Genomic DNA, 14,323 nt, shown 5'->3' on the forward strand with positions numbered 1-14,323 from the left:
GTATACACGGAAGTTCATTTTGCCCAGCATTTTCGCTGGATTGGGGTTAGCGCTGAGATCTTTGTATACATGAGTCTTGTGTCGTGAGCCCGGACAGGGCTACCATGAGCACCATCACATCGTCGTGGACGGGACTCAATTTTCATGGTTAGCAAGAATTACCGGGACAGCTACGCGCGCAGCCTGGATACGCCCGAAGCATTCTGGCTGGAAGCCGCAGGGAAGATCTCGTGGACCACTCCTCCGCAGCTTGCCCTGGATTCCAGCAGGGAGCCGCTGTACGGCTGGTTCCCCGATGGCGTGCTCAACACGTCCTACAACGCGCTGGACCGCCACGTGGAGGAGGGCAGGGGCGGGCAGGACGCCCTGATCTATGACTCCGCCATGCTCGGCACGCAGCAGCGCTTCAGCTATGCGGAGCTCACGGACCTTGTCGCCCGGTTCGCCGGGGTCCTGCGCAGCCACGGCGTGGGCAAGGGCGACCGAGTCGTGATCTACATGCCGATGATCCCCGAGGCGGCCATCGCCATGCTCGCCACTGCCCGGCTCGGCGCAGTACACTCCGTCGTCTTCGGCGGCTTCGCCCCCAAGGAACTCGCCGCCCGCATCCGCGACGCCGCCCCCGCCGCGGTGGTCACGGCCTCCGGCGGCATCGAACCCTCGCGCCGGATCGAATACCTCCCCGCCGTCGAGGAAGCCCTCGGCCTGGCCGGGGCGCCGGAGACCCCGGTCCTGGTGAAGGGGCGCGAAGGCTTCGCCTCCTCGGTGGCCGACCACGCCGGCTGGCTGGACTGGGACACCGAGATGGCCTCCGCCGCGCCCGCCGCGCCGGTTGACGTCAAGGCCACTGATCCGCTGTACATCCTCTATACCTCGGGAACCACCGGCGCCCCCAAGGGCGTCGTGCGGGACAACGGCGGCCATGCCGTGGCGCTCAGCTGGACCCTGGAGAACATTTACGACATCGGACCCGGCGACGTGATGTGGACCGCCTCCGACGTCGGCTGGGTGGTGGGGCACTCCTATATTGTTTACGGCCCGCTGCTGGCCGGCGCCACAACCGTCCTCTACGAAGGCAAGCCCGTGGGCACGCCCGACGCCGGGGCGTTCTGGCGTGTCATCCAGGACCACAAGGTCAACGTGTTGTTCACTGCGCCCACTGCCCTGCGCGCCGTCCGGAAGGCCGACCCCGAAGCCAAGCTGCTCGGCGCATACGACATTTCCAGCCTGCGCACCCTGTTTGCCGCCGGAGAACGGCTCGACACCGACACCTTCCACTGGGCCTCCCGGATCCTCGGCGTCCCGGTGGTGGACCACTGGTGGCAGACCGAGACCGGCTGGGCCATCTGCGCCAACCCGCGCGGGCTCGACGGCCTGCCGATCAAGGCGGGCTCGCCCAGTGTGCCGATGCCCGGCTTCAAGCTGAACATCGTCGACGGAGCCGGCGAGGACGTCGAGGCCGGGACGGAGGGCAACATTGTCCTGGAACTTCCGCTGCCGCCGGGCACGCTGACGACGCTCTGGCGCAACGACGACCGCTACATCTCCTCCTACCTGCAGGCGTTCGAGGGCTACTACGCCACCGGCGACTCCGGCTACCGGGACGAGGACGGCTACCTCTTCGTGATGGGCCGCACCGACGACATCATCAACGTCGCCGGCCACCGCCTCTCCACCGGCGCCATGGAACAGGTCATCGGCCAGCACCCGGCCGTTGCCGAATGCGCCGTGATCGGACTCGCGGACCCGTTGAAGGGCCAGCGTCCCAGCGGCTACGTGGTGCTGAAGTCAGGGGTCGATGTGCCCGAGGAGATCCTGGTCAAGGACCTCATCGCGCTGGTCCGGCGCGACATCGGTGCGGTCGCCGACTTCAAGCACGTCACCGTGGTGGATGCCCTGCCCAAGACCCGCTCCGGCAAGATCCTGCGCAAGACCATGCGCCAGATTGCCGACGGCGAGGACTACGTGGTGCCCTCCACGATCGAGGACGCAGGCGTGATCGAACAGCTCATCGGAATGCTGCGGCCCACCGCCCGGGAGTGACGGGACCGGCCGCGTTTACGACGCCGTCCGGGTCCAGCGGTACTCGTTCTCGGGCCGGCCGGGCGCGCCGTAGCGCGCGGTCCGGGTGACCGTGCCGGCGTCGGCGAGGTATTCCAGGTAGCGCCGTGCGGTCACCCTGGACATCCCCAGGGCGTCCATCACCTCGCTGGCCGACACGGCCCCGGACTGCAGCTTCAGAAAGTCCTGCACCGATTCCAGCGTGGAGACGGCCAGCCCCTTGGGAAGGGGCAGCTCCGAGGGCGCCCGCAGGCTCGCGAAGGCCTGGTCCACGTCGCTCTGCGACGCGCCGGGACCGGTGTGCCCGGCGGCGGGGGAGGCCAGCTGCTCCCGGAACAGCCGGTAGCTGGTGAGCTTGTCCGCGAAGGTGGCGAAGGTGAAGGGCTTGATCAGGTACTGCACCACGCCGGTGGCCACCGCGCTGCGGACGATGTTCAGTTCCCGGACGGCGGTGATGGCGATGATGTCCGCGAACAGGCCGGCGGCACGCATGCGCCGGGCGATGTCGAGGCCATGCAGGTCCGGCAGGTTCATGTCCAGCAGGACCAGATCCACCGGTGTACCCGCCGCCGCGAAGTCCGTCATCAGCCGGAGCGCTGACTGCCCGTCCGGGGCCGTGCCCGCCAGCGTGAATCCCTCCAGCCGGCCGGTATAGGCGGCGTGGGCTGCCGCTGCGATGGGCTCGTCTTCGACGACGAGTACACGGATGTCGCTCATTGCTGTCCCTTGCTGGTCAGTGAGGCCTGCGGCGCTGCCGCCGGCGACGTCGGCAGCGTGACACGGAACAGCGCCCCGGCCGGGCTGGTGATTGTCATGGTACCCCCGAGCCGCAGCACCGCCTGGCGGACCAGTGCCAGGCCGAGGCCCCGCCCGTACGGCCCCGGGGCTTTGGTGCTGAAGCCGTGCCGGAAGATATCCTCGACGGCCTGCGGATCGATCCCCGGCCCGCTGTCCTCCACCGTGATCTCCAGGGCCCCGGCGGACGATTCGACCGTGAGCTCGACGAGTTTCGGGGCCGGGGCCTCGGCCGCGGCATCGATGGCGTTGTCCAGCAGGTTTCCCAGGATCGCCACGAGGTCCTGTACGGCCAGCCCGGACACGCCGGCAGGGCCGCTCCCGGTCCCCGCGGTGTTCAGGGTCAGTTCGACGCCGCGCTCGTGGGCCTCCGCGGCCTTGCCCATAATGAGCGCACCGAGCACGGGCTCTTCGAGGGAACCCACCACATCATCGGTCAGCCGCTGGCTCAGCTCGAGGTCCTGGGTGGCGAAGGCCAGGGCTTCGGTGCCGCGCCCCAGTTCCAGCAGGGAAACGATCGTGTGGAGCCGGTTGGCGTGCTCGTGGGTCTGGGCGCGCAGGGCATCGGAGAGGGTGCGCATGGTCTCCAGCTCGCTGCCGAGTGACTCGATTTCGGTGCGGTCGCGGATCGTGGCCACGGTCCCGTAAACGGCGGCGCTGCTGCGCCCGCCCGGGGAACCGGGGCCGACAGCCGGACGCTGGTTCACCACGAGGATCCGCGGGCCGGTCAGGTGGATCTCATCGAGGGCGGTCCGGCCTGACTCGAACAGCTCCCTGAGGCTGGGGGCCAGCGGCAGCTCCGCGAGTGACGGCGCCACCTGCCGCCCGACGCCGTCGGCAGGTGCTCTCCCGCCGTCGGGCGCGCGGGGAGTGAGCCCCAGCAGTTCGGCGGCCTGGTCGTTGTACATCACCACCTTGCCCTTGGAATCGATCAGGATGACACCTTCGCGGACCGAGTGCAGGACCGATTCGTAGTAGGCAAAGAGCTGGGCCAGCTGCTCCGGTCCCCAGCCGCGGGTGACCTGCCGCAGGTACCGCCCCAGCAGCCAGGACGCCGCCGATCCGCCCGCCAGGAGGGCGAGTCCGATGGCCACGAGCGCCGGAAGCCTGCCGGAGACGGCGATGTCCACGGTGCGCACGGTCACGCCGGCCGCAACCAGCGCCCGCACCGTGCCGTCCGCGTCCAGGACGGGGGCGATGGTGCGCACCGAGGGGCCGAGGGTGCCGGCCGTAATCTCGGTGAACACCTGCCCGTCCAGGGCGGCCTCGATCGAGCCGATATACCGCTTGCCGATTTCCTCGTCCCGGGGGTGGGTCCACCGGGTGCGGTCCGGCGCCATGATCGTGATGAAGTCCGCGTCCGCGTCCCTGGCCACCTTCAGGGCATACGGCTGCAGCAGGGCGGTGGGATCCGCGGCGTCCGCCGCATCCAGGACGAGGGGGTTGTCCGCCACCGCGGTCGCGACGGCGGCCATCCGCCGGCCGGCCTCGTCGTAGGCGTGATCGCGCGCATCAACGAACGTGGCCGTCCCGACGATCGCGGTGAGGGTCAGCATAAAGAGCAGATGGGCCACAAACAGCCGTCTGGCGATGCTCCAGTGGTGGATCATCACACCTTCCATGACCAATATGAACGCAACGGTGATGCGCGTCACTGCATCCCCAATGATGGTGGAACACGCAGAACGGACATGATGCGCCCACAGCCTGTGCCGCACCGACGTCCAGCCTATCCAAGGAGAACACCATGGCCTCTCGAAGAGGAGAGTCAGCGGCATCGGCCGCGACGCCGGTCAAGAAGCGCAAGGGAATCGACAAGTCCCATTATCTCTACATCGCGGTCATCGCGGCCGTCATCCTCGGCGCCCTGGTCGGGCTGATGTTCCCCGAGTTCGCCAAGTCCCTCAAGCCGCTGGGTGACGGGTTCATCAAACTCATCAAGATGATGATCGGCCCGGTCATTTTCTGCACCATCGTGCTGGGCATCGGGTCCATCGCCAAGGCGGCCACGGTCGGCAAGGTCGGCGGCCTTGCCCTGGGCTACTTCATGGTGATGTCCACCTTCGCGCTCGCCATCGGCCTCGTCGTCGGCAACCTGATCCACCCCGGCGAGGGCCTCAAGCTCGCCCCCTACGACCCGAACAAAAAGGCCGCCACGGACAGCACAGTCGCGTTCCTGCTGGGCATCATCCCCGGCGACATCCCGGTCCTGCCGACCCTGCTCGCCGCCCTGTTGGTCGGCTTCGCCCTCCAGCAGATGGGCACGCAGGGCGCGCCGATCCTCAAGGCCATCGGCTACGCCCAGGCCCTCGTGTTCCGCGTCCTGATCATGATCATGTGGCTGGCCCCGATCGGAGCCTTCGGCGCGATCGCCGCGGTCGTCGGTGCCACCGGCATGCAGGCCATCCTCAGCATGGCCACCCTGATGATCGCCTTCTACATCACCTGCGCCCTGTTCATCGTGGTGATCCTCGGCGGCCTGCTCAAGGTCGTCGCCGGCCTCAACATCTTCCGGCTGATGAAGTACCTCGGCCGCGAATACCTGCTGATCTTCTCCACCTCGTCCTCTGAGGCCGCACTGCCCCGCCTGATCGCGAAGATGGAACACCTCGGTGTGTCCAAGCCCGTTGTGGGCGTCACGGTCCCCACCGGATACTCCTTCAACCTCGACGGCACCGCCATCTACCTGACCATGGCTTCCCTGTTCGTCGCCAACGCCATGGGCACCCCGCTGGATCTGGGCGCCCAGGTCTCGCTGCTGATCTTCATGATCATCGCCTCCAAGGGCGCTGCCGGTGTCACCGGCGCCGGCCTGGCCACCCTGGCTGCCGGGCTGCAGGCCCACAAGCCGGAACTGCTCGGCGGCGTCGGCATGATCGTCGGCATCGACCGCTTTATGTCCGAGGCCCGCGCCCTGACCAACTTCACCGGCAACGCCGTCGCCACCGTCCTGATCGGCACCTGGGTCAAGGAGATCGACGGCGCCCAGGTCGAGCGGGTCCTCTCCGGAAGCGAACCTTTCGACGAGCAGACCATGATCGCCGGACACGGCGCACCCCAGCAAGCGCCGGCACCGGCACCGGCACAGCCCGTCCTGGCCAACGCCTGAGCTGTTCCAGCGCCCGCATGAACGACCACTGAACGACCACTGACCGCCCGGACGCCCGCAAGCGTCCGGGCGGTTTTTCGCGCCGAAACAAGAACCTTCGACTTCTACCAGAAGGTTGAGGCTCACAGAGTGGCCGCTGTCACGATCCGCGGAATACCGTGTCGGGCGCTGTACCCTTGTTAGGAATAAGACCGGCGCTGGACGCCCAGCGGCAGCAATATCAAGCACGACAATCACCAGGCACGACCATCACCGTCATCGAAAGTGTGGATAGATACGTGAGCAGCGAACAGGGTTCAGCAACTCTGGAAGGCACCGGACTCGATCTGGAAGACGCCGTCATGGGCCCCACCGGGCGCCCCCAACGCGACTTTCCGGAGCCGGCACCGCTGTCATCCCACGGTCCCGCGCGGGTCATCGCCATGGTCAACCAGAAGGGCGGGGTGGGGAAAACCACCTCCACCATCAACCTTGCGGCCGCGCTGGCGGAATTCGGCCGCCGTGTGCTCGTCGTGGACTTCGATCCGCAGGGTGCCCTCTCAGCAGGCCTGGGCATCAACCCGCACGAGCTGGACCTCACGGTCTACAACGTCCTGATGGACCGCAAGGTCGACATCCGCGACGCCATCCACAAAACCGGCGTGGAAAACCTGGACCTGCTCCCGGCCAACATCGACCTCTCCGCCGCGGAGGTCCAGCTCGTCAACGAGGTCGCCCGCGAACAGGTGCTGGACCGGGCCCTGAAGAAGGTCGAGGATGACTACGACGTGGTCCTGATCGACTGCCAGCCCTCGCTGGGCCTGCTCACGGTCAACGCACTGACGGCCTCCCACGGGGTCATCATCCCGCTGATCTGCGAGTTCTTCGCGCTGCGCGCCGTCGCGCTGCTGGTGGAGACCATCGACAAGGTCCAGGACCGGCTGAATCCCCGGCTTCAGGTCGACGGCGTCCTTGCCACCATGTACGACGCCCGCACCCTGCACAGCCGCGAGGTGATCTCCCGCCTGGTGGAGGCCTTCGGCGACAAGGTCTTCGAAACCGTCATCAAGCGGTCCATCAAGTTCGCGGACGCCACGGTCGCTGCCGAGCCGATCACCAGCTACGCCGGCAACCACATCGGCGCCGACGCCTACCGCAACCTGGCCAAAGAACTGATCTCGCGCGGCGGCGCGCCCTAGTCAGGGCCGTGGCAGCGACAGCCGCTCCGGCGGCGGAGCTTTCGCCGGCCGGGAAGAAGCCCGGTTTCGAGGTCAGGCTGGCCAACTTCACCGGCCCCTTCGACCTCCTCCTGGGCCTGATCTCCAAGCACCAGCTGGACATCACGGAGGTGGCGCTGTCCACCGTCACCGATGAGTTCATCAAGTACATCAAGCGTTTGCAGAACCTGGGCGAGGAATGGGCCCTTGATGAAGCCAGCGAATTCCTCGTCATCGCCGCGACCTTGCTCGACCTCAAGGCGGCCCGGCTGTTGCCCGCCGGCGAAGTCGAGGATGAGGGCGACATTGCCCTGCTGGAAGCCCGCGACCTCTTGTTCGCGCGGCTCCTGCAATACAAGGCGTTCAAGCAGGTCGCGGGCATGATGGGTTCCACCCTCGAGCTCGAAGGCCGCCGGTATCCGCGGCAGGTCGCGCTCGAAGGGCACTTCGCGGCGCTGCTTCCGGAGCTGCTCTGGAAGCACACCCCCCAGCAGTTCGCCGCCCTGGCCGGGAAGGCCCTGAACGCCAGGAACGCCGCGCCCACCGAGATTGGCCTCGCCCACCTCCACGGCACCCCTGTCAGTGTCAGGGAGCAGGCCGAACTGATGGGCCTCCGGCTGCAGCGCGGCGCCCCGCTGACCTTTCGGGCGCTGATCGCCGACGCCGAATCCACCCTCGTGGTGGTGGCACGTTTCCTGGCGCTGCTGGAGCTGTTCCGGGACGATGCGGTGGCCTTCGAACAGCTGCTGCCGCTGGGGGACCTGACGGTCCGCTGGGCCGCCGGCGGCGGTTCCTGGAGCAGCGACAATCTGAGCGAAGAATATGAGGAGCAGCCGTGAACGAGACCCGGTCCGGACAAGCAGCCGGACAAGCAGCCGGACAAGCAGCCGGACAGGCAGCCGGACAGGCAGCCGGACAGGCCGCCGCCGACTCCGGCAGCCTCCCCGGCGGAGCCCGGGCGGCCCTTGAAGCCGTCCTGATGGTGATCGACGAGCCGGCGACGGCGGCCGGGCTCGCCGCCGGGCTGAACCTGACCGTCGACGTCGTCGAGGAACTGCTCGCGGAACTGCAGCGGGAGTATAACGGCTATACTGTTAATGCCCCGGATGTGCGCGACGGAAGTTTCAACGGTTTCAGTGCCACCCCCCGGGGCTTTGAATTGCGGAATATCGCCGGAGGCTGGCGGATCTATTCGCGCGGTGAGTTCGCCGATATCGTCGGCGGATTCGTGCTTGAGGGACAGACAGCCAGGCTGACGCAGGCGGCGCTCGAAACGCTCGCTGTCATCGCTTACCGCCAGCCCGTATCAAGGGCGCGGGTGTCTGCAATTCGAGGAGTCAATGTTGACTCTGTCGTGCGGACGCTGACGCAGCGGGGGCTGATCGAGGACTCGGGGACAGATCCTGAATCCGGGGCCATCCTCTACCGCACGACGTCGTATTTCCTGGAGCGGATGGGAATCGGCTCGGTGGCGGAATTGCCGCAACTTTCACCCCATCTTCCGGGACTGGAAGGCATCGAAGAGTTTTACGACGCAGCAAGAATGTAGGCAGGAACAACTTCCTGCGCACGAATATCCACCAGGGCAGAAGCTTTCTGCCCCGGCAGGCGGGTGTTGTCGGGAGACAGCGGCCGTTGGCCAACAAACGAAGGACGGGTCATGACACAGGCGGGACGCCAGGGTTCACCACGTAACAGTTCGGGGCGCAACAGTGCCGGACAAAGCTCAGCGCAGGGCTCAGGCCGCGGCGCACAGGGCGGCTCGGGACGCAGCAGCGGAGCCGACTACAAGGGCGGCTCAGGCCGCGGCGCACAGGGCGGCGGAAGCCGCAGCGGGGGAGCAGGCTTCAAGGGCGGCGGAGACCGCCCCTTCAAGCACCCCAAGCCCCGCGAAGAGGCGTTCATCGATCCGGACCTGCAGGGTCCCGACGGCACGCCGCCGCCGGCAGGCCGGGCGGCTTCCGGCGACTGGAAGTCCAAAGCGCCCTCCGGCAAGGAGGCCGCCCGCAAAGCCGCCGCCCGCAAGCCCGGTTTCGGCAAGGCCCCCGGCACCCCCGGTGCGCTCAAGCCCAAGCCGCGCACCGGCGCCCCCAAGGCCGCAGGCCCCCGCGCCTTCGGCAGCGAACGCTTCGGCCAGAACCTCGGGCCCGTGCGCAAGCCGGCCCGCAAGCGCGGCCCCCGCGCCGAGGTGCCCCAGTCCGACATGCACGACCAGGACGGCATCCGCCTCCAGAAGGTCATGGCCTCGGCCGGCGTCGCCTCACGGCGTGTCTGCGAAGAAATGATCGCGGAGGGCCGTGTTGAAGTCGACGGCCAGGTCGTCACCGAGCTCGGCGTCCGCGTCGACCCGAAAACCGCCGTGATCCACGTGGACGGTCTGCGCATCCAGCTCGACGAGAACATGGTCTACATGGTGTTCAACAAGCCCAAGGGCGTTGTCTCCACGATGGAAGACCCGGACGGCCGTCCCTGCATCAGCGACTTCGTCCGCAACAGCCACGGCGAACGCCTGTTCCACGTCGGACGCCTCGACGTGTCCACCGAGGGGCTGCTGCTGCTGACGAACGACGGCGAACTCGCCAACCGACTGACGCACCCCTCCTACGAAGTCCCCAAGACCTACCTGGTGCAGGTCCGCGGGCCGTTCCCGCAGGGCATCGGCGCCGAGCTCAAGGCCGGCGTCGAGCTCGAGGACGGCATCGCGTCGGTTGACTCCTTCAAACTGGTGGACTCCACCCCGGGCCACGTGCTGATCGAAGTCGTGCTGCACTCGGGCAAGAACCGGATCGTCCGTCGTCTCTTCGACGCCGTCGGGTTCCCGGTGCTGCGCCTGGTCCGGGTGAAGGTCGGACCCATCGGCCTGGGGGACCAGCGCCAGGGGAGCATCCGCAACCTCGGCAAGCAGGAAGTCGGCCACCTGCTGGCATCCGTAGGGCTCTAGGCATGTCCGCCTTTCGCACCCACGGCCGCGGCCACCTCAACGGTCCGGTGGTGGTCGTGGGGACCGGGCTCCTTGGCACCAGCATTGGCCTGGGGCTGCGGGGCCGCGGAGTGGCAGTCTTCCTCTCCGACCCTTCGCCCACCAACCAGGCCGTCGCCGTCGACATCGGCGCGGGCCTGCCCTTGGCGCGCCTTGACGGCGGGCAGCCGGAACTCGTGGTGGTCGCCGCACCGCCGGATGTTACGGCGGACGTGGTGGACCGCGCCCTGAAGGACTACCCGGCGGCCACCGTCGTGGACATCGCCAGCGTGAAGGCAGGCATCCAGGCCGAGCTCCGCGCCCGGGGCGCTGACCTCGGCCGCTACGTGGGCACCCACCCGATGGCCGGCCGGGAAAAGTCGGGACCCGTCGCGGCCCGCGGCGAGCTGTTCACCTCGATGCCGTGGGTCCTGTGCCCCTCGGAGGAGACCCTGCCCCGGGCCCTGGAGGCAGCGCGCGCGCTGGCCGGGGATCTTGGCGCCGTCGTGTCCGAATTCGGGGCCGAGGAACATGACGAGGCCGTGGCGCTTGTGTCGCACGTGCCGCAGGTGGTGTCCTCGCTCGTGGCCAGCAGGCTGCAGGGCACCCCCCTGCACGCGCTGTCCCTCGCCGGAAACGGCCTGCGGGACGTCACCCGGATCGCGGCGAGTGATCCGACCCTGTGGGTGCAGATCCTCGGCGCGAACGCGGACCAGGTCGTGGAGATCCTGCACGGCCTCCGCGAGGACCTCAACCGGCTTATCGGGACGCTTGAGAACCCGACAGCGCCCGGTGCCCGGCTCGACCTTGCCCAGCTGATCAGCGAGGGCAACGCCGGCCAGGCCCGCATCCCGGGCAAGCACGGCGGACCCCCGCAGGCATACTCCTGGCTGACGGTCCTGGTGGATGACACGCCGGGACAGATCGCCAGGCTGCTGACCGAGATCGGCGAGATCGGCGTCAACCTCGAGGACCTCAGGCTGGACCACTCCTCGGGCCAGAACGTGGGCATGGTGGAAATCTCCGTGCTGCCGAACAGGCACGAACTGCTCATCGAAGCCCTCAATGACCGTGGATGGCGGGTACTCCAGTAATGACCCAGGAACTTATCGACACCGTAGACGTCCTCCGCCCCGGGAAGAGCCTTGTCGTCGCCATCGACGGTCCGTCCGGATCGGGCAAGTCCAGCGTCAGCAAAGAGGTGGCACGCCGGCTCAAACTGGCCTACCTCGACACCGGCGCCATGTACCGTGCCCTGACCTGGTTCTGCCTGGACAGCGGCACGGACCTGGACGACGGCGCCGCCGTCGAGGCCGCCTCGAAGAGCTTCCCGCTGGTGATCAGCACAAGCCCGGTGGAGGAATACGTGCTGGTCGGCGGCGCCGATGTCACCCTCGCGATCCGCGATCCGGCGATCTCCGCCGCCGTCAGCGCCGTCGCCACCACCCTCGGCGCACGCACCGAACTGATCCGCCGGCAGCGGGAACTGATCGAAAAGCACCACCGCCGCATGGTGGTCGAAGGCCGCGACATCACCACCGTCGTCGCGCCCCACGCCGAGGTGCGGATGCTCCTCACTGCGAGCGAAGAGGCGCGCCTGCGCCGCCGGGGGATCCAGCTCGGCGGCGGCCAGAACGCCGAACAGCTCGCAGCGCAGGTCACCGGGCGCGATGCGAAGGACTCGACTGTGGTGAACTTCACCCGGGCCGCCGACGGCGTGGTGACGCTGGACTCCTCGGAGCTCGACTTCGCCGGGACCGTCGACGCCGCCCTCAGCATCGTGAACGGCATCGTCAACCATCAGGGCCTCCACCGTGAGTGACGCCGGGCAGCAGCCGGCTGTTCCGTCCCCGGCCCGGGCAGAACTGCCCGCCCGCTGGAGCACCATCTGGAGCCGGCCCGTGGGCTGGACCCTGAACAACGTCCTCTACCGGACGTCGGTCACCGGGCGGTCGAACGTGCCGGCGGCGGGTCCGGTGATCTTCGCCGGCAACCACATCAGCTTCCTGGACGGACCGGTAATGTTCGGGGCGTCCCCGCGCGCCATGCACATCCTGGTCAAGAAGGAAATGTTCACCGGCTTCCTCGGCCGCGTGCTGCGGGCCTCCGGACAGCTGGCGGTGGACCGCACAGGTGACCGGGCGGCCCTCCTCGCGGCCAAGAGCGTGCTCGACGCCGGACGGTGTGTCGGCATTCTTCCCGAAGGCACACGGGGGAGCGGGGAAGCCTCCGCCATCAACAAAGGCGTGGCCTGGCTCGCGCTGAACTCCGGTGCGACAGTGGTGCCCGTGGCCATCCTCGGGACCCGGACGGGCGGCGAACACCTCGACGCCGTTCCCCGGCTGCGCCGGCGGCTGCACGTCAGCTTCGGCGGAGCCCTCAACGTCAGCCGCAGGCCCGGCGAGACCGGGCGTGTTTCAATGGACAGGGCCGGAACCGAGATCCGCGCCGCGCTGGCCCGCCACGTCCAGGACTCGATCCAAAGAACAGGGCAGCCCTTGCCCGACGCGGATTCCCCGCAAGAACGTCATGTAGCAGTAGCCGGGACGCCGGCAGATCACCCCATAAGGAAAGTGCAATGAGCGATACGACTCAAACCTCCGGCCAATTTGGCGCCGGCGAAGACGAATACACGCCCACCGGCACGGACCAGGTGGCCGAGCACCTCGCCGCCCTGGACGATGAGGAAGCCGAGGTCCGCGCGGCCTCCCTCCGGGCCGGCCTGGACGACTACGATCTGGACGAAGACGACGCCGCCCTCCTGAGCGGCGAGTACGACGATGAGGACTTCGACGGCCCGGTCAAGCTGGATCCGGTCCTGGCCATCATCGGCCGGCCCAACGTGGGCAAGTCCACCCTGGTGAACCGCATCCTGGGCCGCCGCGAAGCCGTGGTGGAAGACACCCCCGGCGTCACGCGTGACCGGGTGATGTACTCGGCCACCTGGAACGGCCGGAACTTCACCGTGGTCGACACCGGCGGCTGGGAGCATGATGCCCGCGGCATCCACGCCCGCGTCGCTGAACAGGCCGAGATGGCCGTGGAACTCGCCGACGCCGTGCTGTTCGTCGTCGACTCCGCCGTCGGCGCAACCGCCACGGACGAAGCCGTCGTGAAGATGCTCCGCAAGTCCAAGAAGCCGGTCATTATGGTGGCCAACAAGGTGGACGACTTCGCGCAGGAAGCCGACTCGGCCACGCTCTGGGGCCTCGGCTTCGGCGAACCGTACCCGGTCTCGGCACTGCACGGCCGCGGCGTCGCCGACCTGCTGGACCACGTGATAGACACTCTTCCCGAGTTCTCCACGATCGAAGGCCTGGAGCGCTCCGGCGGTCCGCGCCGCATCGCCCTGATCGGACGTCCGAACGTGGGCAAGTCCTCGCTGCTGAACAAGCTGGCCGGTTCCGAGCGCGTTGTCGTGGACAACACCGCCGGCACCACGCGTGACCCGGTGGATGAATTCATCGAACTCGGCGGCCGCACCTGGCGTTTTGTGGATACCGCCGGTATCCGCCGCCGCCAGCACATGGCCCAGGGCGCCGATTTCTACGCCTCACTGCGCACGCAGAGCGCGCTGGAAAAGGCGGAGGTCGCCGTCGTGCTCCTCGCGGTGGACGAAGTGCTCAGCGAGCAGGATGTCCGGATCCTGCAGCTGGCCATCGAATCCGGCCGTGCCCTGGTTCTCGCGTTCAACAAGTGGGACCTGCTGGACGACGAACGGCGCACCTACCTGGAGCGTGAAATCGAGCAGGACCTGGCCCACGTGGCCTGGGCGCCGCGCGTCAACATCTCGGCGCTGACCGGGTGGCACAAGGACAGGCTGGTCCCGGCCCTGGACACGGCACTGGAAAGCTGGGACAAACGCATTCCCACCGGACGGCTCAACGCCTTCCTCGGCGAACTCGTCGCCGCACACCCGCACCCGGTACGCGGCGGCAAGCAGCCCCGCATCCTCTTCGGCACCCAGGCCTCGAGCCGTCCGCCGAAGTTCGTGCTCTTCACCACCGGCTTCCTGGACCCGGGCTACCGCCGCTTCATCACCCGCCGGCTCCGTGAAACCTTCGGGTTCGAGGGCACGCCGATCGAGGTCAACATGCGTGTGCGGGAAAAGCGCGGCAAGAAGCGTTAATTCCGGACCGCCCGCCGAGGGAAAAAGTGCCCGTGACATGCTCGAAGTGTCACGGGCACCCTCCGGAATCGTGT

12 protein-coding genes are annotated in these 14,323 nt (G+C 67.9%); 10 read left to right on the top strand and 2 right to left on the bottom strand.

What is annotated here, in order from left to right; all coding sequences use genetic code 11:
- The first annotated feature begins 144 nt into the window (after positions 1 to 144).
- Positions 145 to 2,043: a propionyl-CoA synthetase gene (locus ACZYX4_RS10525; protein ID WP_463875609.1), complete on the top strand. Its 1,899-nt coding sequence runs from the start codon at positions 145 to 147 to the stop codon at positions 2,041 to 2,043.
- 15 nt (positions 2,044 to 2,058) lie between these two features.
- On the opposite strand, the gene ACZYX4_RS10530 is transcribed toward ACZYX4_RS10525, so the two are convergent.
- Positions 2,059 to 2,778 carry a response regulator gene (locus tag ACZYX4_RS10530; protein ID WP_463875611.1) on the bottom strand — a complete coding sequence of 240 codons (720 nt, stop codon included), beginning with the start codon at positions 2,776 to 2,778 and terminating at the stop codon, positions 2,059 to 2,061.
- Complete coding sequence (locus ACZYX4_RS10535; protein WP_463875847.1) at positions 2,775 to 4,466, bottom strand: sensor histidine kinase; 1,692 nt, start codon at positions 4,464 to 4,466, stop codon at positions 2,775 to 2,777. The genes ACZYX4_RS10530 and ACZYX4_RS10535 overlap by 4 nt, the downstream gene beginning before the upstream one ends.
- Positions 4,467 to 4,603: 137 nt before the next feature.
- On the opposite strand from ACZYX4_RS10535, the gene ACZYX4_RS10540 reads away from it, so the two are divergent.
- From ACZYX4_RS10540 to der, 9 genes are all read left to right on the top strand, one after another.
- Positions 4,604 to 5,965: a cation:dicarboxylate symporter family transporter gene (locus ACZYX4_RS10540; protein WP_463875613.1), complete on the top strand. Its 1,362-nt coding sequence runs from the start codon at positions 4,604 to 4,606 to the stop codon at positions 5,963 to 5,965.
- Between the two features lie 278 nt (positions 5,966 to 6,243).
- The gene (locus ACZYX4_RS10545; RefSeq protein WP_463875614.1) at positions 6,244 to 7,143 is read left to right on the top strand and encodes a ParA family protein; all 900 of its coding nucleotides are present in this window, start codon (positions 6,244 to 6,246) and stop codon (positions 7,141 to 7,143) included.
- A gap of 8 nt (positions 7,144 to 7,151) precedes the next feature.
- A complete protein-coding gene (locus ACZYX4_RS10550; protein ID WP_463875615.1) occupies positions 7,152 to 8,000 on the top strand; it encodes a segregation and condensation protein A in 849 nt (282 codons plus the stop codon).
- Positions 7,997 to 8,710: an SMC-Scp complex subunit ScpB gene (scpB, locus tag ACZYX4_RS10555; RefSeq protein ID WP_463875616.1), complete on the top strand. Its 714-nt coding sequence runs from the start codon at positions 7,997 to 7,999 to the stop codon at positions 8,708 to 8,710. Before ACZYX4_RS10550 ends, scpB begins: the two co-directional genes overlap by 4 nt.
- 111 nt (positions 8,711 to 8,821) lie before the next feature.
- Complete coding sequence (locus ACZYX4_RS10560) at positions 8,822 to 10,102, top strand: pseudouridine synthase (RefSeq protein ID WP_463875617.1); 1,281 nt, start codon at positions 8,822 to 8,824, stop codon at positions 10,100 to 10,102.
- A gap of 2 nt (positions 10,103 to 10,104) precedes the next feature.
- Positions 10,105 to 11,214 carry a prephenate dehydrogenase gene (locus tag ACZYX4_RS10565; protein ID WP_463875619.1) on the top strand — a complete coding sequence of 370 codons (1,110 nt, stop codon included), beginning with the start codon at positions 10,105 to 10,107 and terminating at the stop codon, positions 11,212 to 11,214.
- Positions 11,214 to 11,942 (top strand): (d)CMP kinase, encoded by a 729-nt coding sequence (cmk, locus tag ACZYX4_RS10570; RefSeq protein WP_463875621.1) that lies wholly within the window; start codon positions 11,214 to 11,216, stop codon positions 11,940 to 11,942. The genes ACZYX4_RS10565 and cmk overlap by 1 nt, the downstream gene beginning before the upstream one ends.
- Before the next feature lie 79 nt (positions 11,943 to 12,021).
- Positions 12,022 to 12,702, top strand: coding sequence for a lysophospholipid acyltransferase family protein (locus ACZYX4_RS10575; RefSeq protein WP_463875849.1), 681 nt, complete (start codon positions 12,022 to 12,024; stop codon positions 12,700 to 12,702).
- Entirely contained in the window at positions 12,699 to 14,249 is a 1,551-nt protein-coding gene (gene der / locus ACZYX4_RS10580) for a ribosome biogenesis GTPase Der (protein WP_463875623.1), read from the top strand. The genes ACZYX4_RS10575 and der overlap by 4 nt, the downstream gene beginning before the upstream one ends.
- The last annotated feature ends 74 nt before the right edge of the window (positions 14,250 to 14,323 follow it).

The organism is Pseudarthrobacter leeuwenhoeki (genome assembly GCF_055412885.1).